This is a genomic window from Candidatus Pandoraea novymonadis (assembly GCF_003004665.1).
Taxonomy (GTDB): domain Bacteria; phylum Pseudomonadota; class Gammaproteobacteria; order Burkholderiales; family Burkholderiaceae; genus Pandoraea; species Pandoraea novymonadis.
The window spans coordinates 1-22,613 of record NZ_MUHY01000003.1 but is presented as its reverse complement, the minus strand read 5'-3'; the positions used below and the strand labels follow the sequence as shown (position 1 = coordinate 22,613).

The 22,613-nt window shown below is 44.4% G+C and carries 17 protein-coding genes and 1 pseudogene; 14 read left to right on the top strand and 4 right to left on the bottom strand.

The window, feature by feature from the left end:
• The first annotated feature begins 1,003 nt into the window (after positions 1-1,003).
• The 3 genes from BZL35_RS04115 to BZL35_RS04105 all read left to right on the top strand — a co-directional run bounded on the left by BZL35_RS04115 (position 1,004) and on the right by BZL35_RS04105 (position 4,573).
• The gene (locus BZL35_RS04115) at positions 1,004-1,489 is read left to right on the top strand and encodes a copper chaperone PCu(A)C (RefSeq protein ID WP_106182988.1); all 486 of its coding nucleotides are present in this window, start codon (positions 1,004-1,006) and stop codon (positions 1,487-1,489) included.
• Between the two features lie 164 nt (positions 1,490-1,653).
• A complete protein-coding gene (gene argB / locus BZL35_RS04110; protein WP_106182987.1) occupies positions 1,654-2,562 on the top strand; it encodes an acetylglutamate kinase in 909 nt (302 codons plus the stop codon).
• A gap of 736 nt (positions 2,563-3,298) precedes the next feature.
• On the top strand, positions 3,299-4,573 hold the full coding sequence (locus BZL35_RS04105; RefSeq protein WP_106183040.1) for an AmpG family muropeptide MFS transporter: 1,275 nt from the start codon (positions 3,299-3,301) through the stop codon (positions 4,571-4,573).
• A gap of 71 nt (positions 4,574-4,644) precedes the next feature.
• Here the strand turns inward: BZL35_RS04105 and BZL35_RS04100 are convergent, their stop codons facing one another.
• Positions 4,645-5,427 (bottom strand): exodeoxyribonuclease III, encoded by a 783-nt coding sequence (locus tag BZL35_RS04100; RefSeq protein ID WP_106182986.1) that lies wholly within the window; start codon positions 5,425-5,427, stop codon positions 4,645-4,647.
• A 368-nt stretch (positions 5,428-5,795) separates the two neighbouring features.
• On the opposite strand from BZL35_RS04100, the gene BZL35_RS04095 reads away from it, so the two are divergent.
• On the top strand, positions 5,796-6,611 hold the full coding sequence (locus BZL35_RS04095; RefSeq protein WP_245916351.1) for a TlyA family RNA methyltransferase: 816 nt from the start codon (positions 5,796-5,798) through the stop codon (positions 6,609-6,611).
• Between the two features lie 58 nt (positions 6,612-6,669).
• On the opposite strand, the gene BZL35_RS04090 is transcribed toward BZL35_RS04095, so the two are convergent.
• Positions 6,670-6,972, bottom strand: a complete 303-nt coding sequence (locus BZL35_RS04090) for a 5-formyltetrahydrofolate cyclo-ligase (protein WP_245916353.1) — start codon at positions 6,970-6,972, stop codon at positions 6,670-6,672.
• Between the two features lie 945 nt (positions 6,973-7,917).
• On the opposite strand from BZL35_RS04090, the gene BZL35_RS04085 reads away from it, so the two are divergent.
• Positions 7,918-9,111, top strand: coding sequence for a multifunctional CCA addition/repair protein (locus tag BZL35_RS04085; RefSeq protein WP_106183038.1), 1,194 nt, complete (start codon positions 7,918-7,920; stop codon positions 9,109-9,111).
• A gap of 281 nt (positions 9,112-9,392) precedes the next feature.
• On the opposite strand, the gene BZL35_RS04080 is transcribed toward BZL35_RS04085, so the two are convergent.
• Complete coding sequence (locus BZL35_RS04080) at positions 9,393-10,592, bottom strand: class I SAM-dependent methyltransferase (protein ID WP_106182984.1); 1,200 nt, start codon at positions 10,590-10,592, stop codon at positions 9,393-9,395.
• 95 nt (positions 10,593-10,687) lie between these two features.
• On the opposite strand from BZL35_RS04080, the gene BZL35_RS04075 reads away from it, so the two are divergent.
• The 5 genes and pseudogenes from BZL35_RS04075 (at position 10,688) to glmS (ending at position 16,267) form a co-directional block, all read left to right on the top strand.
• Positions 10,688-11,482 carry an SDR family oxidoreductase gene (locus BZL35_RS04075; protein ID WP_181276555.1) on the top strand — a complete coding sequence of 265 codons (795 nt, stop codon included), beginning with the start codon at positions 10,688-10,690 and terminating at the stop codon, positions 11,480-11,482.
• 72 nt (positions 11,483-11,554) lie between these two features.
• Positions 11,555-11,950 (top strand): dihydroneopterin aldolase, encoded by a 396-nt coding sequence (locus BZL35_RS04070; RefSeq protein ID WP_106182982.1) that lies wholly within the window; start codon positions 11,555-11,557, stop codon positions 11,948-11,950.
• Positions 11,951-11,972: 22 nt separating this feature from the next.
• Positions 11,973-12,852: pseudogene (gene ttcA / locus BZL35_RS04065) on the top strand (tRNA 2-thiocytidine(32) synthetase TtcA); the annotation flags it as partial.
• A gap of 111 nt (positions 12,853-12,963) precedes the next feature.
• Positions 12,964-14,322 carry a bifunctional UDP-N-acetylglucosamine diphosphorylase/glucosamine-1-phosphate N-acetyltransferase GlmU gene (gene glmU / locus BZL35_RS04060; RefSeq protein ID WP_106183037.1) on the top strand — a complete coding sequence of 453 codons (1,359 nt, stop codon included), beginning with the start codon at positions 12,964-12,966 and terminating at the stop codon, positions 14,320-14,322.
• A 115-nt stretch (positions 14,323-14,437) separates the two neighbouring features.
• On the top strand, positions 14,438-16,267 hold the full coding sequence (glmS, locus tag BZL35_RS04055) for a glutamine--fructose-6-phosphate transaminase (isomerizing) (protein WP_106182980.1): 1,830 nt from the start codon (positions 14,438-14,440) through the stop codon (positions 16,265-16,267).
• Between the two features lie 612 nt (positions 16,268-16,879).
• Here the strand turns inward: glmS and argG are convergent.
• Positions 16,880-18,217, bottom strand: coding sequence for an argininosuccinate synthase (argG, locus tag BZL35_RS04050; protein ID WP_106182979.1), 1,338 nt, complete (start codon positions 18,215-18,217; stop codon positions 16,880-16,882).
• A gap of 1,001 nt (positions 18,218-19,218) precedes the next feature.
• Here argG and rpsL point away from each other — a divergent pair.
• The 4 genes from rpsL to BZL35_RS04030 form a co-directional block, all read left to right on the top strand.
• Positions 19,219-19,596, top strand: coding sequence for a 30S ribosomal protein S12 (gene rpsL / locus BZL35_RS04045; protein ID WP_106183036.1), 378 nt, complete (start codon positions 19,219-19,221; stop codon positions 19,594-19,596).
• A gap of 116 nt (positions 19,597-19,712) precedes the next feature.
• A complete protein-coding gene (gene rpsG, locus BZL35_RS04040; protein ID WP_106182978.1) occupies positions 19,713-20,186 on the top strand; it encodes a 30S ribosomal protein S7 in 474 nt (157 codons plus the stop codon).
• Between the two features lie 123 nt (positions 20,187-20,309).
• Positions 20,310-22,412 carry an elongation factor G gene (fusA, locus tag BZL35_RS04035; protein WP_106182977.1) on the top strand — a complete coding sequence of 701 codons (2,103 nt, stop codon included), beginning with the start codon at positions 20,310-20,312 and terminating at the stop codon, positions 22,410-22,412.
• Between the two features lie 76 nt (positions 22,413-22,488).
• The coding region (locus tag BZL35_RS04030; protein WP_230081277.1) for a GTP-binding protein at positions 22,489-22,613 on the top strand (125 nt) is incomplete at its 3' end.

Here is a 22,613-nt window from a genome sequence, read left to right as displayed (position 1 = left end):
AAGTGCCCCGATATTTTTTGCAGTATCGTCATGTATCGAATTCTAATTTGATGAGAATTATCAATTATATGAATTCTTCCATGTGAGCAATATATTATCAAACTCAAGAAAGCTGTGTAATTCTCCGTAATTGCTGCGCTGAGGATTTCAGAATGGTGTGCTCTAAAGTTACTGAACGTTAAGAAAGCACGTCTAAGAATATCCTAATGATTGATTTGGCCAATAAGTTAGGAAAATTTCAGAAATAGAAATAAGAAAAATATTTAGTGAGGATGAGGATCCTATTTTTAGGATATCTGGACAGATTGTAGAAAATTATTTTTTCAGTCAACGAGAAAAAAGAGTAAATGCTTGTTAGCCGTGGTTACCTTTCACATGGGTTTTTGTCCTAATGACCTGGCAATGAGTACAGTGCTAGTTGCTTAAATTTTGGTGATCTATATGTGAGTTGTGCGTAGATATAGAAAATTGATCGCGTAGCTTAGATTGAGTGAGATATATTGGAGGTTTTGCACTTGTTAGTGCTTATAGTGAAGTCGGCGTGTTGAAAATTTTTAAATCTCTTAACTCTCAATATGCAACATTATATGAAATGTTGCATATTGAGAGTCAGTGATGGATGTCTTCAATGACGATAATGTACCGAAAATCGTGAGTCAACGTTACATCCGAATTTCCGGTTAGAAATGGCATCATACTTCTGAAGTTTAACGCCGCCTAGCGTTTCGAGTCTCATTCCTTCGATTAGCAAGTTCTATCATTCTGCAGCATAATACGAGAACTGAGGCGTGTTGTATTATAGAAACAGCAGCGCTGTATTGGCTTGTAGTGATTTGTAGGGATAGTCTGCGTCGTATCCAAAAACTATTTTTCTCCATTCTAAAGTGTTTGCTAAGCGTCGTTCCCGATATCAGTATTATCTACATAATCGATTTTGCTATCGATTCAGTCTACTATCATCTGCGTCGATACGAATTTTATTGTATTTTTTCGAGGAGAAGATATGAAAAAGAAAATATGGCTTGGGGTAATTTTGAGTTTAAATATTACTGCTGCTATGGCTGCTCAAGTCGATGTGAGCGGTGCCTGGGTCCGTGGCACGGTTCCAGGACAGAAGTCAACTGGGGTATTCATGAAGTTGAAGGCACATGAGCCGACGACACTTGTGAGTGTTTCGACACCGGTAGCCGGTTTTTCCGAAATTCATGAAATGAAAATGGAAGGTAGGCTTATGAAAATGCGTGAGCTGAAGAAAGGCCTCCCACTGAGGGCAATGCGCACAGTAAAACTTAAGCCAGGCGGCTATCATATTATGATCATGGATTTGAAGGAACAGCTCAAAAATGGTGATACTGTGCCTCTGACATTGCGCTTTGAAGATGCGAGGCATGTGGTGACGGATCAACAGGTCAACGTTCCAGTACGTGATCTTGTTTCTGGCGCGCCTGCTGGATATCGTAAGAGTGTTGTGAGACAACATGATAAGTAATGTGAGGTATCTAGCTCTATGCTACCTCGCCCGATGGGCATCGGGCCCTGATTATTATTTAATCTCGTCCCGACTTATGCAACAACTACTATCTATCTGCAGGTTTTCGGTTCTTCCGAGTACAATGCGGCGTGTTTTAGTTCCCGGAGCGAAATATTGCTTCGATGTGTGATCATCCTGTTGTTTTGAATCTTGATGCTATGGCTCCCGTTCTGAAAGCTGAAATTTTAGCCGAGGCAATGCCTTATATACGTAAATATCACGGTAGAACTATTGTGATCAAATATGGGGGCAATGCTATGACCGAAGAGCGTCTGAAACAAAGTTTCGCGCGTGATGTTATTCTACTGAAGCTGGTCGGGATAAATCCTGTAGTGGTACATGGTGGTGGGCCACAAATTGATCAAGCGCTCAAGAAAGTTGGAAAGCAAGGAACCTTTATTCAGGGGATGCGAGTGACTGATGAGGAAACCATGGAGGTGGTTGAGTGGGTATTGGGAGGAGAAGTGCAGCAAGATATTGTTATGCTTATCAACCAGTACGGGGGGCAAGCTGTTGGATTGACTGGAAAGGATGGAGGAATGATCCACGCACGCAAGATATTGATACCGGACCTTGAAAATTCTGGTGAATTTCTTGATATTGGCTTTGTTGGCGAAGTTGCCTCGATCAATCCAGCAGTTGTTCAGGCGCTGCAGGATGATGCTTTCATTCCTGTGATCTCTCCGATTGGGGTGGGGGAAGATGGTCAAGCATATAATATTAATGCTGATTTGGTCGCCGGTAAACTTGCAACGGTGCTCGGTGCTGAGAAGTTGGTTATGATGACGAACATCCCTGGTGTTATGGATAAAGACGGTAATTTACTGACGGATTTATCTGCGCGGGAAATTGACGAACTATTTGCTGATGGCACCATCTCTGGTGGTATGCTGCCAAAGATTGTGTCCGCACTTGACGCAGCTAAGAGTGGTGTTAAATCTGTGCACATTATTGATGGGCGCATCGAGCATTCGGTGTTGCTCGAAATCTTGACTGAGCAACCCTTCGGTACGATGATTCGTTCGCATTGAGCTATTTGTGGTTAGCTGACCTTCGAAGTGGAAGGTAGTTGTCTCTTTCGAGAAACTTTCTTCGATTATCCTGGATGGATCTCTTTCAGCGATAAATCTTTTTGGCTTCGCTTTCAAAGTTTAAAGCGTGTGGTGATCTAGCTTGTATTATTTATTTAATCAATACCCATTCGTAGAAAGATACTTTGATATACAGACATGCTTTCGGCCATTCAGCAGGAGAGGGATGGGCGCACAACATAGCCACAGGGCATTTCTTGTCCCCCAATATTGTGATTGTGATCTGGTTGCAAACTTATTTAGAGTGTTTTCGAGAAGATTGAGTGCTTAGTCTATCATTTTAAATTTCTTGACGGTTTCATGCTCAATCTCAGTATTTTCTTAGATTACTGAGACTTTCGGGTGATTGCATGATGGATTGATTATTAGCCGCAAGTGTTTGATGTTGTAGTATCCGAGGTCTCATGCCTGTATGATTGCTCATGGAAGTAATCGATGTGGTCGGTGTGTTGTTACATCTCATGCTCTAATTCAGAAAATACGAATGCGGTTTTTTTTGAGTAAAGCCATAGGTTCTGTACCGTGATTTTGCGGGATATGCTGTAGCCTATTCAGGCAATTTTGTACATAAGACTGTGTAAGTGGTGGAATTTCTGTCCCGAGTCGTCGTTGTTAAAACGTGAGCACTTCCTTACAAATATTTTTTACACATATCTTATTATTACCTCACGGCCCGATGATGTTTACTAACAGTGGGTATGTGTTTCATCCGATACGCATGCTGATTTGTGCGATCCTTGGGTTTACCTCTGGTTTACCTCTCTTTATCCTACTTAATCTATTACAGGCCTGGTTGCGCAGTGAGCATGTCGATTTGAAATCCATCGGTTTGTTTGCGTTGACTCAATTCCCATATACATGGAAATTTCTCTGGGCACCGTTGATGGATCGTTACGCACCAAGACTCCATGGATGGAAGCCTGGGCGGCGGCGTGGCTGGATGTTTTTAATGCAACTTTTGGTGGTTGGTGTAGTGATTTTGATGGGGTTGCTCTCTCCACAACGCGATCTGATGACTATTGCGGTACTGGCAGTTGCATTAGCCTTCTTCAGTGCGAGTCTCGATATCTCTCTCGATGCTTATCGTCGTGAATTGCTATTTGATCGTGAGCAGGGGCTTGGAAACGCTATACACGTAAATGCCTATAAAGTGGCTGGAATCGTACCTGGTTCATTGGCGCTAATTCTTGCAGATCACTTGCCGTGGGCGGAGGTGTTTTTCATTACGGCTGGATTTATGCTGCCGGGTATTATGATAACACTCGCTGTCAAGGAGCCTTGCGTTGTATGCAGAACTCCGAAGACATTGTGTGAAGCGGTAATTGAACCATTTCACGAATTCATTTCGCGTGATGGATGTATAAATGCGCTGTGGGTATTTGTATTTATCTTCTTATATAAGCTTGGGGATTCATTGGCGACGGCCTTATCCACCTCGTTTTATCTCGATCTTGGTTTTACAAAAACGCAAATTGGTGTGGTGGCTAAATCGACGAGTCTCTGGGGTAGTATTGCCGGCGGTATTATTGGGGGTATTTGGCTTATAAAGCTAGGTATCAATCGTGGATTATGGGTATTCGGCGTACTTCAGTTAGTCGCAATCATGGGATTCGCTTGGTTGGCTGAAGAAGGGCCGGTGCTTGTAGGATTGGGTATAGTGATTGCGACAGAAGCGTTTACATCAGGTTTGGGGACCGCAGCATTCACTGCGTATATCGCGAGAACAACGGATTCGCGCTACACAGCTACGCAATTGGCTTTATTCACGAGTATTGCATCGGTACCACGTACTTTTGCGAATGCTGGTGCCGGTTATCTTATTGATGGTACTGGTTGGTTTGTTTTTTTCCTGATTTGTACGATGCTTTCTATACCGGGTATGATCCTCTTGCCCAAGGTTGCCCCTTGGAAGACAGACGATAAGGAATATATGCAGAAAAAAGGCAAGTAAAGTTCGCGAAGGATGTGTGAGGGTTACCCTTGATTGCCTACCCGCGACTTATTGATTCACAAATATTGATTCTACACCGATTTCAACCTGTGATGATAATCAATGGTCAGTGGTGCGTGGTCACTGAACTTGATGTCGCGGAAGATCGATGCCATATATGCTTTCTCGGCAATCCTAGTAGTTGCGATCTGATAATCAATGCGCCAACCTACGTTCTTCGCATATGCTTGTCCACGGTTACTCCACCAAGTATATTGTTCCGCACGTGTGTCTAAGGCACGAAAAACGTCGACGTAACCACCTTCGTTAAATAATTGGGTGAGCCATGCACGTTCTTGTGGTAAAAAGCCTGAGTTTTTCAAGTTGCCTTTCCAATTCTTAATATCAATTTCTTTATGTGCGATATTAATATCTCCACACAAGATGATTTCACGTCCTCCAGCTCTTAATGCTTCTAAATGTGGCATAAATACAGCCATGAAACGGTATTTAACAAGTTGGCGTTCTTCAGAACTGGACCCTGATGGTAGGTAAACAGACAGTATCGATAGATTACCGAAGCGTACTTCGACATAACGGCCTTCCGAGTCGAATTCTGAGTAGCCGAATCCTAACAGAATCTCATCTGGCTGATAGCGTGTATAGATGCCCACACCGCTATAGCCTTTTTTCTCGGCATAGTGAAAATAGCCATGATATCCATATGGTTTCAGAAAATTTGGAGTCATATCCGGCAATATTGCCTTTAATTCCTGTACGCAGAGGACGTCGGCATCTTGCTTTCCAAACCAATCGAAAAAGCCTTTTTTGGCTGCTGAGCGTACTCCATTAAGATTTCCGGTTATGATTCGCATGAACAAGGAGTTGCACTACAAAAAGCAGTGCTAAAGAAGTGAAATTAGCGTTGAGCATACCGTAATTTGAGAATTGATAGTCACTAATCACATCCTCGAGTTTTACGGTTAATTAATCGCTCACTGACAATTCAGCCAAGCCAATATTGATGGTGGGAGTTGTTGCACTGCTAAAAGATATCCTATACTAGGGCTAGTTATCGATGCTGCTGATGTATTTGAAGTTTCGTGCACTTCATTCAACCTAAATCTTTTGCATGAAAAGCCTGCATAAAATAGTTCTTTTTTGTTCTATTATTTTTTTGATATCGTAGGTATTGTTGGTACTTTATTTGAATAACATAATCCGGCTATTTAGATAGCAATGAATGAAAAGGATTACCTTGCGTGTAGACCAAGCACTTGTGGACCGTGGTTTTGTGGTTTCTCGCACTGCTGCACAACGATTGATTTATAGTGGTAGAGTATTCTTTGCCGGTGCTGAGAATCCATTCAAGAAAGCTAGTCAATGGGTAGATGTTAATGATGTGCTTGAGATACGTAAAAATCTCGATGATCATGTGCCTGATGAAGACCGTTATGTATCGCGTGGTGGGCTCAAGCTCGCTGGGGCGCTATCGCAGTCTAAGATTGATCCCATTCGTTGCATCGCGCTTGATGTTGGTTTGTCGACAGGTGGTTTTTCTGATTGCTTGTTACAAGCGGGTGCTAAACGCGTGATTGGAATTGATGTTGGTCATGGACAATTGCATGAAAAGTTAGCTTTCGAATCACGATTGTGTTCGTTAGAGGGTATCAATGCACGATACATAACCCGTGGAATGCTCGATGCTAAATTGCATGAGCATGATAGTGAGCCTCTCCCTGAGGCAGGCTTCTCGCTGATAGTCGGTGATGTGTCATTTATATCACTGGCTTTGATTTTGCCAGCACTGACGCCATTGTTGTCTGAGATTGGCGATTTACTAATGCTTGTTAAGCCACAGTTTGAGGTTGGCCGTGCATATATCGGTCGAGGGGGGGTGGTACGTGATTCACTACACTACGGAGTAGTGGAAGAAAAACTGAGACGTGTATGTGAAGAACTTGGTCTGAAGGTACAGGCTTGGCTTGATAGTCCGATTGTGGGTGGTGATGGTAACCGTGAGTTCTTCATACATGCCAAGCATGGTATTATTTCTTAATAATTAATCCTTAAGAAGCAACGTTTTTGTAGAACATGCATTGGCCGCAGACTGTGTACTATACTGTGAGTGACCCAAAAGTCTTGTGCTCTGTGAGGATGATATTTAATGGTAGATCGTGTGATTCGACCTCTAGTTCAGAAATTTCGAGTGCATCGAAAGCGAGACCTACAGTAACTGTCTCTGGTCCTAACACACTGAGTGTGCGGTCATAAAATCCGCCGCCATAGCCGAGTCGGTAACAGTCGCGTGTGAAGCCAATACAGGCTAATAGTAAAAGATCTGGAGTTACCTTTTCGGTACCTAATGGCACCGGAATCTGATAGCGCCCGCATGTCATCGGTGTATCGCGTTGCCACAGATGGAAGTTGAGATGTGGAGTTAAGGTATCGATGACTGGGAGTGCGGCGAGTCTTGGTTTGGATGTATTGGATTTTTTTTTTCTTCAGTGAGCCAAGTATTGATAACCGGGCGTGTGTCGAACTCATCATGGATAGGCCAATATAAACCAATGCAGCGGGGCTGCCACTCCTGTAAAAGAGACGCTAAACGTCTTGATAGTTTAGCATCGAGCAACTCCCGATCAGGTAAATTCTTGCGGGTTGCCAGCAGTATTTTACGTAATCTATTTTTCTGAGAGATAGGAGGCATTTTGCGGTCTGATTCCGATGTTATTAGCTACTAGCGCTCATCCAGAAAAAATATCTGTGATCTATGATTTTTTTCGTGATGGGTATAGTGAGTCAGGATCATTGCTGATCTGAGCTTATCCGTTGCTTTTGGCATCATTCAATAACTGCAACGGTGCCGTGATGTGATATGAATCACTGCTAACGGTTGGCGCTCGGTTCATGTTCATCCTACGAGCTACCTATATAACTCTGAATATTTGTATATTAAAGGATACCCCTGAGTGTATTTCAGTACTGACCCAGACATAATATAGCCTATCTTAGGCTACTTGAAGCAATTTCCGAACGTTTTTTTCAGTATAACGTAATAGAATTTTTTAAATAAATTTTTAGAGGGTGAATATTTTTTATTAAATCATTACGTGAATGGCTGGTGCTTAATCCAAGCACAAGGTGTAAAAAATGTATCAAAACCTTGTTTCAAACTAGTGCTTTTATCCAATCGAATGCCATAACAAAAAATATTTTTTATGGCTCGTGTTTGAATATTTCGATTCCCTATCTATTCTTCATGGCGGCTGTGAAGTGTTTCCTGACTTGTGTGGATTATATTTGGTAAGTTTTGGTGCTGAAAGAATGGAAAATTCAGCAAATCTTTTTCTATGACTTTGCCTGTGAAGATTTATGTCGTGGGCGGTGCAATCCGTGACGAGCTGATGGGGATGTCAGTCAAAGATTGTGATTATGTCGTGGTTGGTTCGACTCCAGAAGATATGTTGGCAAAGGGCTTCAAACCTGTTGGACGTGGTTTTCCAGTATTCTTGCATCCTGAAACGCATGAAGAATATGCACTCGCACGTACTGAGAGCAAGACCACATTTGGGTATCATGGCTTCGTGTTTTTCTATGCGCCTAGCGTTACTCTTGAACAAGATCTGGCTCGTCGTGACTTCACGATGAATGCGATAGCACGCGAGCTTATGGATGATGGTTCGCTGTCAGACACATTGATTGATCCGTATGAAGGAGTCAAGGCTATAGAAGCACGCCTATTCCATCATGTCAGCGAGGCGTTTGTCGATGATCCAGTGCGGATTTTAAGATGTGCGCGGTTTGCAGCACGTTTCCCAGATTTTACGGTGGCACCAGAGACCTTGATATTGATGCGTCGTATGACGAAAAACGGCGAAGTGGATGCCCTGGTGCCGGAGCGTGTATGGCAAGAGTTATCCCGCGGCTTAATGGAAAAAAAGCCATCACGTATGCTTGATATCCTGCGTGATACTGGCGCCGCAACGCGAATATTGCCTGAGGTTGACATAGATATTCACGTGTTGACCGCACTTGATTTTGCGGCGATAAAGATGTTTCCTTTGCCTGTACGCTTTGCTATATTGATTCACAGTCTTGGAAAAGAAATGATGTTAGATGGATCTTCTCTACGAAATATCGCGTATGAAGGGCGCAGCGTTGATTGTTTGAAGTTCTTGTGTGAACGGCTTTGCGTGCCGGCCGAGTGTAGGGAGCTCGCGAAGATAGTGGTGCGTGAGCTCAACCATATTCATGGAAGTGAACGTTTAAGCGTGTCGGAGCTGGTGTCTTTGCTAGAGAGATGTGATGCTTTTCGTAGGCCGAAACGGTTCGAAGGAATTCTGCAAGCTTGTGAATCATTGGATGTCCACAGTGGTGGTAGAAATACGTCTTATTCACGACGGCATTATTTGATGCAAACGCTGGAGGTCGCGCGGTCAGTTAACGCTGGTATTTTTGCAGAGAGGTATGCTGGAAACGGTGCGAAGATCAAGGCAGCATTGCATGCTGCTCGTGTCGATTTTCTTTCAGTCTGGCTTGACGTCCATTCAGATTGAGCTCTTTTAGTCCCTGCAGTGTAGTGTTGCCTTTCTAGGCATATTTTCGAGTTTTAATGAATTTTAACACAAGTTTTTTTGAAAATTTTTACTATGTTTGGGAAAGATTTTCTGTGGTCTGTGAAGAAACTCTGTCGTGTGTAATATCAGTTTTGAGAGTAGATTTTTTGCATGTATTCTTCTTATAGATATAGATGATTCAGAAAAACGAATACTCATGGAGAGCATGCTGACATAGCAATCTGGTATAGTACAATTTGAGAGGAAATCTATAAACTTGGTCACAATGTGTGGCTGCGGTCCCCTTTTGAAAAACCCGTCAATAAAGTTGTATCACCAAGCCCACGACCGAAGGCGATGACCTTAAATAACTCGCCCATTTCAGCTTCGGATAGCAGTTTTTGCGCAGCAGCTGTTGAGGGTAAAAAAGTGCTTAAGTCGTTCGGATCCAGTTTCTCGAGGAGTCTTGTGATGCCGTTGTTTAACAAGAAGCGTGCTTGAGAAGTGTAACCCAATATCATCAGACCTACTTCGCTAGCTGTTTTCGCAATTCCTGTAAATTCGACATGTGCGGTGATGTCTTGCAAACCTGGGTAATAGAAAGGGTCACCATGTGCGTGATGGCGGTAATGACACATCAAGGTTCCTTGTCTCCGCTGAGGATGATAGTACTCGGTTGCAGGAAAACCGTAATCAATCAATAGGAGAACGCCATTAGTTAATAGTTCACCAATGCTGCGTATAAACGCAGAGCCAGCTTCGTGGATTTCTGTGAAATATTCTATGCTTCTTGGCAAAGCATCTATGGCTCTTAGAGCATTGATTGGTGTGGTATTTACGGGGCGAGCTTCCCAAACGAACTGCCCCGATTGGTGAGTAACGCCTAACTTCCACCAACTTCCCTTCTGACGAACGCACAGATTTACTGGCATCGCATCTAAGACTTCGTTGCCAATAATAACACCGGAAAATGTTTTTGGTAGCACGTCTAGCCATTGCACCCGGTCAAGCATGTGGGGTGCTAAACGGGATATCGTTTCATATTGACGTGCTCGGAGTTCGCCAGAGAGTTCAATAATGGCGTATTCAACACACGGCGTACCTTCTTCTTCCAATGTTAACAGAAGGTCGGTTGCTAGGCGACCTGATCCAGCGCCGAACTCGAGAATTTTTGCATGGCCGATCAGCGCAAAGATTTCACTGAGTTGCAGTGCTAAAGTTTGGCCAAAAAGCGGACCTAATTCGGGTGCTGTAACGAAGTCACTGCCATCTACAGCTAAATGGCCCAACTTCGTAGCACCTGCGGTGTAATAGCCAAGCTTTGGTGTGTAGAGTGCTAGCTCCATATAATAGTCAAATGGTACCCAACCACCATTCTTTTCAATGCTCTGAGTAATGTACTTAGTTAATTTACGTGATTGTTCCAGTGCGATAGGCTCTGGAACAGGTAAACTATGAAATTTAGACATGTCTGGATTCATTTGGCAATTGTAACGGAGTAAAGGAAATATTTCTGCTAGTGAAGTTTTTGCATAGTGTTCCTTCGAGAGTTGACGATATGAGCAGTTCATTTTTTATGTCTGACGGCGTTATGCCGATTACCATGATGCGTGTTGCGTTGGTAACCGGTGCTGCTCGCCGCATTGGTCGTGCCATTGCACTTGAACTTGCTAGATCCGGTTGGGATGTTGCTGTGCATTGTTCAACGTCGGTCGAAGCAGCAAATGAGACTGTGTCTGAGATCAAGGCTCTCGGACGTCGTGCGGTCATGTTACAGGCGGATCTGTCGAAAGAAGATAACGCTGCAGGTTTAATCGTTCGTTGTGGTGAAGAGCTTGGTATACCAATGTGCTTGGTCAATAACGCCTCATGCTTCGAGTATGATAACGCTGAATATTTCAGCTACGCGGCGCTCGAACGTCATATGCGTGTGAATGTTGGTGCGCCATTGATTCTTGCCAAAACCCTATATGAGATTTTACCTTCTGAGGCGCGTGGTGTAGTGGTGAATATTTTAGATCAGAAGCTTGCAAATCTAAATCCTGATTATTTATCGTATACGTTGTCTAAGTCTGCATTGGATACAGCATGTATGACATTGGCACAGGCGTTTGCACCAAGATTACGGGTCGTTGGAGTTGCACCGGGTATCACAATGATGTCTGTGGACCAAACTCCATCTGGTTTTGCGGCAGCGCATGCGGCCACTCCGCTTGGAGTATCTTCAACATCTCAGGATATCGCGCGCGCCGTGGTCTATTTGACATCAGCAGTGGCGATTACCGGTACGGTGCTGTATGTGGATGGCGGCGAACATTTGGTTGGATCCTCACGCGATGTAAAATTCCGTACCGAATCGTCAGTAGATTAGTTATTGGATTTGTTGTAATAACAATAAGTCTGGTAATGCAGACTATCATGAATGAAACTTTGAGTAGAAATTATGCATGGTGCTTTTTTCCACCCCCGTCTGATGGATTGCCGTCGCATGTATTTGCGAGATTATGAGGTATTAATAAATATTGGTGTGTACGAACATGAGAAAAAGGGTGAGCAGCGCGTGTTGATTAATGTCCAGTTGTTCGTTCCACTTGATTTGAGCACGCCAGTGGCGGATAGCTTAGATGAGGTCGTGGATTACGATTTTATGCGGCAAACAATTGCGAAACACGTAACGCAATCACATATCCATCTACAAGAAACTTTGTGTGATGGTATCGCAAAGATGATGCTATCCCACCCGCATGTGCGGGCTGTAAGCGTTTCTACAGAAAAGCCTGATGTATACTCCGATTGTCAATCGGTTGGCATCGAAGTCTTTATGATGAAGGATGTCTGATATGCCTGTGGTTCCATATCAGATGAAACGGGAATTTTTCGCAACGGTCATTGAGCGAGTTGAAAAAGTAAAGAAGTTGGCATTTGATAACCATAAACTGGAAAAACGGCTTTGCCGTCTGGTAGGCCAAGCGACTGGGGACTATCGCATGCTTGAGGCAGGTGATCGTTTGATGGTTTGTATGTCTGGCGGTAAGGACAGCTATGCAATGCTGGACATTCTAATGAAGCTACGGGAACGAGCACCAATCGATTTTGAGATCGTGGCAGTGAATTTAGACCAGAAGCAGCCAGGATTTCCTAATTATATTTTGCCTGATTACTTGCGTTCACTCGGAATATCATTTCATATTGAGTATCAGGATACATATTCGATTGTAAAGCGTTTGGTTCCTGAAGGTAAAACGACATGTTCCCTATGTTCACGTTTGCGTCGTGGCATTCTTTATCGAATCGCCGGTGAATTGCGTGCAACGAAGATTGCACTTGGCCATCATCGCGATGATATTGTTGAGACGTTCTTCCTAAATCTTTTCTACGGTGGCAAATTGAAAGGTATGCCCCCTAAGCTACGGTCTGACGACGGGAAAAATATCCTTATTCGCCCACTTGCTTATGTGAAGGAGTCTGATCTAGAACGCTATGCAGTATATAAGCAGTTCCCAATTATTCCCTGCAATCTTTGTGGTAGTGAGTCTAATTCGAAGCGTGCGCAAGTGAAGATGTTGATTGACGAATGGGAAAAGCAATATCCGGGACGGATAGAATCGATTTTTAGAGCATTAGGCAATGTGACTCCTTCTCATTTGATGGATGACAGACTTCACGATTTCAAAAGTTTGGGTCTGAGCGAGATGTCGATCTGAAAAAAGTGAAGTTATGTTTGATGGATTCCCTTGTGCTGTGGAAGGGGCATTGAACATGGGCGTGCACCATTCAGTGGATGAAATATTACCAGGGGATTGTTCACAGGGGTCCTACTATTTTTCTCGAAAGTTACATATTAATTTTAAAATGAACATCGTCATTCTCGCTGCAGGTATGGGGAAACGCATGCGTTCGTCTCTTCCCAAAGTGTTACATTTGTTAGCTGGTCGCTCGCTATTGTCTCACGTGATTACGACAGCACGTGAGCTTATACCAAATCAACTCATTGTAGTGGTAGGGTGCGGTGCGACAAGGGTCCGAGAGACCATTGTGGGCGATGACATACAATTTGTCGATCAGTTCGAACAACTCGGCACAGGACATGCTGTTAAGCAATCTATTGCTTTGCTTCATGAGGATGTCTCGACCTTGGTTCTATATGGTGATGTTCCGCTGACGCGTGTGGAAACGCTACGCGCCTTGCTCTGTAAAGCTGGTCAAGACAAGCTGGGTTTATTGACTGTCGAGATGACAGACCCGACTGGATACGGGAGGATTGAACGTGATACGGGGGGCAACATCATGCGCATCCTCGAGCAAAAAGATGCAGATGAAGCCCAACGTGAGATTCGTGAGGTCAATACTGGAATCATTGTTGTACCGACCCTATTTCTTAAAGGCTGGCTATCTGGGCTTCAGAATAAGAATGCACAGGGTGAATATTATTTGACGGATGTAGTGGAATGTGCGGTGGCTAATGGTATACCCGTTGTGACAGAACAGCCTGCACATGAATGGGAGTCTCTCGGCATAAACAGCAAGGCGCAATTGACAGCTTTAGAACGCATTTATCAGCGCAATTTGGCGGAAACTTTGCTTGATACGGGGGTAATGCTCGCGGATGCGAATCGTTTTGATGTACGAGGTGAACTTGTTTGCGGGACGGATGTTAGCATTGACATTAATTGTGTGTTCGAAGGCCAAGTGATACTTGGAGATGATGTGTCGATTGGACCGAATTGCGTGATCCGTAACGCTACGATTGCCACTGGCACTCGGATTGAGGCTTTTAGTCATCTCGATGGAGCTAAAATTGGTGTGCAGGCACATATTGGTCCCTATGCTCGCCTTCGTCCGGGAGCAGATTTGGCTGACGAAGTGCATATTGGCAACTTTGTGGAGGTTAAGAATACGACCCTTGCAAAGGGTGTAAAAGCTAACCATCTGAGCTACCTCGGCGATGCGACGGTGGGTACGCGAGCCAATATCGGAGCGGGTGTAGTCACGTGTAATTACGATGGTGCAAAAAAGCACCGCACAATGATTGAGGATGATGTATTCGTTGGTTCGTCGACACAATTGGTTGCTCCCGTCCGGTTGCGCCGTGGGACAACGGTTGCTGCTGGCACGACCATCTGGAAAGATACATCAGAAAACTCGCTTGTTATGAATGAAAAGATACAAACGACGAAGAACAATTATATTCGTCCACGTAAAGGTAAGTGAGCGGTGGTCGTTTTTTGTTGTATGTGGGGATACACTATGCGAAAGTCTGATTCAGATTGAACTCCACCCATTACAAAAGTAGGATGCTCGTCAAATAAGAGAAAAGGGAACGAATATGTGTGGCATTGTTGGTGCAGTAGCAAAACGCAACGTCGTCTCGATTTTGATGGAGGGTTTGCGGCGCCTTGAATATAGAGGTTATGACTCATGCGGTATTGCTGTTCTGAAAGACGGTGCATTGCATCGTGCTAGGAGTGTCTCTCGTGTGATTGATCTGGCCACTCAGGTCGAAGCCACTGCGATAAGCTCTGATATGGGGATTGCTCACACACGCTGGGCCACGCACGGCGAACCTGTTGTGGTTAATGCACATCCAATTTTTTCATGTGATGAACTTACGATAGTGCACAACGGAATCATCGAGAATCACGAATCCTTGCGTGAAGAATTAAGCAGTCAAGGATACGAATTTTTTTCGCAAACCGATACGGAGGTTATTGCACATTTGATTCATGCGTTGCTGCAAAGTGGTGTGGCGGAGGATCTGTTTAAAGCCGTTCGCCTTGCAACGAAACGTCTTGATGGGGCCTATGCTATCGCTGTGTTCCGTAAACAAGAACCACACCTGATGGTTGGTGCAAGAGCTGGGTCACCCTTGATAGTTGGGTTTGGCGATGGAGAAAACTTTTTAGCTTCTGATGCATTAGCATTGGCAGGAACGACGGATAAATTTGCGTACCTAGAAGAGGGCGACGTGGTTGCATTGACACGAGACTCCGTGACAATTATTAATCGCAAGGACATCAGTGTTGAGCGCCAAGTGCGCAGGGTACATGCATACAGTGGGGCGATTGATCTTGGCCAGTATCGTCATTACATGCAGAAGGAAATTATCGAGCAGCCACATGCGATCGCAGATACGATGGAAGGCGTTAGCGGTATTGTGCCTGAGCTATTCGGTTATGAAGCCGAACATATTTTTAAGCATATTAATTCGATCCTAATTCTTGCCTGTGGCACTAGCTATTATGCGGGTCTGACGGCGAAGCATTGGCTTGAGTCGTTGGCAAAGATACCAACCTCAGTAGAAGTGGCCAGCGAATATCGCTATCGGCAGAGTGTGCCTAATCCAAGGTCACTTGTCGTGACGATTTCGCAATCAGGAGAGACGGCTGATACGATCGTCGCACTTCAATATGCAAAAGCACTTGGACAAAAGCATACGCTTGCAATTTGCAATGTGAGTACGAGCGCTATGGTGGGTCAGACGACACTGCATTATCTGACTCGTGCTGGAGTGGAAATAGGTGTTGCATCGACTAAGGCATTTACTACTCAATTGACAGCATTGTTTTTGTTAACTCTGACACTTGCCAAGCTACGCAATCGTTTGTCCACAGCAGAGGAGGATGCTTACCTCAAGCAGCTACGGCATCTGCCGATGGCGCTGTATAGTGTGCTCGCATTAGAGCCGCAAATTATTGCTTGGTCGGATGATTTTGCAAAATGTGAGCATGCGTTGTTCTTGGGACGTGGGTTGCATTATCCGATTGCTCTAGAAGGTGCGTTGAAGCTTAAGGAAGTTTCATATATTCACGCAGAAGCCTATCCAGCAGGGGAATTGAAGCACGGCCCACTTGCGTTGGTTACTGACAAGATGCCCGTTGTGACTATTGCGCCGAACGACGCGTTGGTTGAAAAGTTGAAGTCAAATATTCAAGAAGTGCGTACGCGTGGTGGCCGATTGTATGTTTTTGCTGATGCCGACTCGAACATCCAGCATGATGATGGTGTGCATGTAATTCGTATGCCTGAGCATTATGGTCAGCTATCGCCGATTTTGCACACTGTGCCACTGCAGTTGCTAGCCTATCATACGGCTTGTGCGCGTGGAACCGACGTTGATAAGCCGCGTAATCTTGCAAAATCTGTCACGGTCGAGTAGAGCACACAGACCAAGGTAAAGAAAGGGACCATTTATTTTTCCGTATTTATGTGAGAAGCAGGAGCGATTTTTTTATTTCAAAAAACCGATTCTATGATTTATATCACGATAACTCTCATCCTAAATTAAACACTTTTTTAGATGGCGAGTATTTAGAGTATGTTCGTCAGATCGGATTTGACATATCGTTTCTAGTCTCTCAGAAATTATTTTCTTTTTTTATAGGATGATGTCGATCGTTTAGGTCATGAATAAAAAAGATTCTGATGTATTATGAAAATCAAGCATTTCACAAATATTTTGAATTGAAACCAATGAAATTCGCCTGCTAATTAAGAATCGAAAAAATGACCTTTTAAATAAGGATGGGCCCGGTTACAGCAGTAAGAAAGTGACGGTAAATCATCTTTAGCATTACAACTACTGATGTGATTATTTTCCTGGTGAGGGTGTTATCTACGGCACTGCACTGAATCGCAAGGTTGAATCTGGCAATTCCTAAGATTTGATGGCAAACAGCACTAAGGAAATACCATGCTTGTCATGAAACAAGATCAGTCCAGGCGATTATTCATTAATCGCTTTCGGGACTTTTCCTGGCGTTTATCTAAATTATTCCTTCTTAGTGTTCTCCAAGTGTGGCAATTTACTGTTGTTACTTGTGGTGATTAGGCCTAATTTTTTATAGGTTACTAGCTTGTCTTTAGTGTCGATGATGTCGAGTGTACGCATCGTTAATTGACCAATACGATCGAGCGGTGAGAAGGTCGATTGCCATTTTTCCATTGTTAAGCGTTCTGGTTTGTATGTCAGATTTTGCGATTCTGTATTCAGTAAAGAATAATCATTTCCACGGCGTAGCTCGATGGTCACTTCTCCGGTGATGGCACATGCCACCCAGCGCTGCGCCATTTCACGCAGCATAATAGTCTGAGGATCGAACCAACGGCCTTGATAGAGTAAGCGCCCCAAACGACGACCGTTGTCGCGATATTGCTCGATTGTGTCTTCATTGTGGATGCCGGTGACTAGGCGCTCATAAGCAATAAAGAGCAATGCAAGGCCTGGAGCTTCGTAAATACCACGACTCTTCGCTTCAATGATCCGGTTCTCGATTTGATCGCTCATACCTAAACCGTGACGACCTCCGATCACGTTGGCTTCGGTAAATAATTCAACGGCGTTGGCAAATGTTTTTCCATTCAAGGCTACTGGTTGACCTTCTTCGAAACGAACAGTGACGGTTTCTGACTTGATGATGCAATCATCTCTCCAGAACGCAACACCCATTATCGGCTGAACAATTTTGATGCCAAAATGAAGATATTCGAGATTTTTAGCCTCATGCGTTGCGCCTAGCATATTCGAGTCAGTTGAGTAGGCGTTTTCTTCTGACATTTTGTAGGTGAAACCATGTTGTTGCATGAATTCCGACATTTCTGTACGCCCGCCGAGTTCATCAATGAACTTTTGGTCCAGCCATGGTTTGTAAATTTGTAAGTCTGGATTTGCTAATAGGCCATATCGATAGAATCGTTCGATATCATTGCCCTTGTAAGTGCTGCCATCACCCCAGATATTGACACCATCTTCTTTCATTGCGGCAACTAATATAGTACCCGTGACAGCACGGCCAATCGGCGTTGTATTAAAATATGGAACACCTGCGGTCGAGATATGAAAGGCACCACATTGCAGCATAGCAATTCCTTCACTCACCAGCTGAGCGCGACAATCAATCAGACGAGCATCTTCAGCGCCATATTCTTTAGCTCGACGTGGAATGTCGTCATAGTCGGGTTCATCCGGCTGACCGAGATTAGCTGTATAGGCGTAGGGAATGACACTTTTGGTACGCATCCAAATAAGTGCTGCGCTGGTGTCGAGACCGCCTGAGAAGGCGATGCCGACGCGTTGTCCCTTAGGGATATGCTGCAAAATCGTGGTCATCGAAGTGAAAGGCTAACGTTATTAAGTAGTCAAGTAGTATCCCGTGTGAGGCATAGACGGTCAAGTCTCACCTATGCTTGCCGTTTCTCGGGGGAGGCTTTTTACGAAAAATTCGTATTTTATGCGTATGATGGGTGTGGATTTTTAGGTAATTTGCAATGGTGTTAGTAAGGTATCAAGTCTTTTCATTGTAGCTTGTCAGTTGATATCAGGGTAACCTCATGAAAACTGAAAAGAAGCAGTTATGAGAGATGTTTACCGGTGCTGTCGATTAGTGAAGTAAACCGCTGATCGAAGTGGTGTAAAGTTGCTGGCGCACTGCGCCCGTGGGTGTTGGTAGTTTGGGATACGAAAATGTACTCGCTGTTATCAGCTATGTCGTGGCCTTGGATAATTTGCTTTCATCTAATACATCTAATAGTTAATTCACGTCATTTTAAACTTGTTTTGATTGTGCTACTGCCATAAATTTTTGAGTCGTTCAGATTTCTTGGTGCAAATACACTTTTGATTATTAATTATTGAAGATATAGCAGTATTTTTTCTATTAATCATAAATTGAAATTTCAAATTTATTTTGAATGTGAAATTTTCATGCAATAGAAGTCATGCATAGATTTTTTATTTGACATATTTTTGATAGTGACGTGTTTTTGAGTTATAGAATGATGGCTACTCTAGTGAGATGATGTGGATCGTCTTCGAAATCGTTTTTTGGGTTGCTTTCAGCTCGTGAGTGGTATCTTACAGACATTCGCTCATGCGTGTGGGGTATATCAGCAACTGATAAATGACTGTGCGGACCGATAGGGCGGTGATTTTTTACTAAATTTTCAGCCGTCTTGATGCTTTTTAATATAAGAGATACAATATAAGATGATCTTTTGGCCTGAGAGGCTCGAAAGCCTTCATGGTTTTGCTTAGGTCTAAAAACGGATGGGTTTGAAGATGTATTTGGGCCCGCCGTGGCTGTAATGCTTTTGACATATTTTGGAAAGATAATGCCAACAATTAACCAATTGGTCCGCAAGCCGCGGGCTTCTGCTCGGATTAAGAGTAAGAGTCCTGCTCTGCAGGACTGTCCGCAGCGTCGCGGTGTATGTTCGCGTGTATATACGACAACGCCTAAAAAGCCTAATTCTGCTTTGCGTAAGGTTGCTAAGGTTCGTCTGACGAACGGTTTCGAGGTTATTTCATACATCGGCGGTGAAGGACATAGCCTGCAAGAACACTCTGTTGTACTGATTCGTGGTGGGCGTGTCAAAGACTTGCCTGGTGTGCGTTACCACATGGTGCGTGGTAGTCTTGATACACAAGGTGTTAAGGGGCGCAAACAGTCACGTTCGAAATACGGTGCAAAGCGTCCAAAGAAGGCTTAGATTTTTCTGGTTCTGTAATAGCTAATTGATTATTTTCGAGTAAGTGGTCTCCCGGCAATTTTCGCTAGTTGGAGGCCTGGAGCTTGACTCCAACTGAATTTATTGAGGAAAAAGATATGCCGCGTCGTCGAGAGGTTCCTAAACGGGAAGTGTTACCAGATCCTAAGTTTAGCAATGTTGAAGTCGCAAAATTTATGAATGTATTAATGTTGTCCGGTAAAAAATCTGTTGCTGAACGTATTGTTTATGGTGCATTTCAGCAGATCCAGGCTAAGACGGGCGGTAAGGATCCTCTGGATATTTTTAATATTGCTCTGGGCAATGTGAAGCCAGTTGTTGAAGTGAAAAGTCGCCGTGTGGGTGGCGCAAATTACCAGGTTCCAGTTGAAGTGCGTCCCTCGCGTCGTATGGCATTGGCGATGCGTTGGTTACGTGAGGCTGCAAAAAAGCGTAGTGAGAAGTCGATGGCTCTACGTCTTGCAGCTGAGTTGATCGAGGCCTCAGAAGGTCGGGGTGGTGCCATGAAGAAACGTGATGAAGTTCACCGCATGGCTGAGGCGAATAAGGCATTCTCGCACTTTCGCTTCTGACGCCGGCAAGGTATAAGGTATAAAAAAGTAGAGACTGGGGCGGGCGCGCATAAAAGTGCGGCTCGCCCGTTTTTGTTAGTGGCCATGCTCAAATTGGCTTGGTTACATTGAAAGAGGTTTAAAGTGGCTCGCAAAACTCCTATAGAGCGCTACCGCAACATCGGTATTAGCGCTCACATCGACGCAGGTAAAACCACGACGACCGAACGTATTTTGTTCTACACCGGCGTGAATCATAAAATCGGCGAGGTGCATGATGGCGCCGCTACGATGGATTGGATGGAGCAAGAGCAAGAGCGTGGAATTACGATTACGTCTGCTGCGACGACATGCTTTTGGAGTGGTATGGGGAATAATTATGCTCAGCATCGTGTGAATATTATTGACACGCCGGGGCACGTTGATTTCACAGTGGAGGTTGAGCGTTCGATGCGGGTGCTTGACGGTGCTTGCATGGTCTATTGTGCTGTCGGTGGTGTGCAGCCACAGTCTGAAACTGTTTGGCGTCAAGCTAACAAGTACAAGGTTCCGCGTCTGGCTTTTGTCAATAAAATGGACCGCACTGGCGCGAATTTTTTCAAGGTCTATGATCAATTGAAAACACGTCTGAAGGCTAATCCTGTACCTGTGGTGCTACCGATTGGCGCGGAAGAAAATTTCTCTGGCGTTGTCGATCTTATTAAAATGAAGGCTATCCTTTGGGATGACGCTAGTCAAGGCATGAAATTCAACTATGCAGAAATTCCTGCTGAATTATTTGAAAACGCAAAAGAATGGCGTGAAAAAATGCTGGAAGTGGCTGCTGAGGCGAATGAAAGCCTGATGAATAAGTATATCGAGACGGGTGATCTAGTCGAAGAAGAGATTATCAAGGGGTTGCGTGATCGTACTATCGCTTGTGAAATTCAACCGATGTTGTGTGGTACTGCCTTCAAGAACAAGGGTGTGCAGCGCATGCTTGATGCGGTAATTGATTTTCTGCCTTCTCCTGTTGATATTGATGATGTAAAGGGGGAGAGCGAGGCTGGTGAGCCGATTACGCGCCGCGCTGCTGATGATGAAAAATTCTCCGCATTGGCGTTTAAGATTATGACGGACCCGTTCGTTGGTCAACTAATCTTCTTCCGGGTGTATTCGGGTGTGGTTAATTCGGGTGACACGGTTTATAACTCGGTGAAAGGAAAAAAAGAGCGTTTAGGCCGTATTCTCCAGATGCACGCTAATCAACGTGAAGAAATCAAGGAAGTACGCGCTGGTGACATCGCGGCTGCTGTTGGTTTGAAAGAAGCAACGACAGGCGACACGTTGTGTGATCCGGCTGCCGTGATTGTGCTTGAGCGTATGGTGTTCCCAGAGCCGGTCATTTCGCAGGCGGTCGAGCCAAAGACCAAAATCGACCAGGAAAAAATGGGTCTTGCTCTTAAGCGTTTGTCGGATGAGGATCCAACGTTCCGTGTCCAGACTAATGAGGAATCTGGGCAGACAATTATTTCTGGCATGGGTGAGCTCCATCTGGAAATTTTGGTTGATCGCATGAAGCGTGAGTTCGGTGTGGAAGCTAATATCGGCGCGCCTCAAGTGGCTTACCGAGAAACAATTCGTAAGAGCTCAGAAGATGTGGAGGGTAAGTTTGTTAAGCAGTCTGGTGGTCGTGGTCAGTATGGTCATGCGGTCATCACGTTGGAGCCAAATGAGCAAGGTAAAGGTTATGAATTTGTTGATCTTATCAAAGGCGGTGTGATTCCGCGTGAGTATATTCCGGCAGTCGATAAGGGTATTCAGGAAACACTGAAGGCTGGTGTTCTGGCTGGTTTCCCGGTCGTAGATGTTCGTGTGAAATTGACGTTTGGTTCTTATCACGACGTTGACTCGAACGAAAATGCATTTCGCATGGCTGGTTCGATAGCTTTTAAGGAAGCGATGCGCCGTGCAAGTCCGGTTATTCTGGAGCCGATGATGGCTGTTGAGGTTGAAACACCAGAAGACTATATGGGCAACGTGATGGGTGACTTATCGAGCCGTCGTGGAATCATCCAGGGTATGGATGACATGGTCGGTGGCGGCAAGATTCTCCGTGCAGAAGTTCCACTTTCTGAGATGTTTGGCTATTCGACCTCACTTCGTTCTGCAACGCAAGGTCGCGCTACGTATACAATGGAGTTCAAGCATTACGCTGAAGCTCCTAAAAACGTCTCGGATGCCATCATTAATGCAAAGAGCAAGTAAGTTGTCAAACAGAGTGAATCATGATGATTCACTCTGTTATTAATAAAAATTAATTTTATGTAATCAAGGATGAGAAATGGCAAAGGAAAAGTTCGAGCGGACTAAGCCGCACGTGAACGTTGGTACCATTGGTCATGTCGACCATGGGAAGACGACCCTGACGGCCGCGATCGCAACAGTGCTATCAGCCAAATTTGGTGG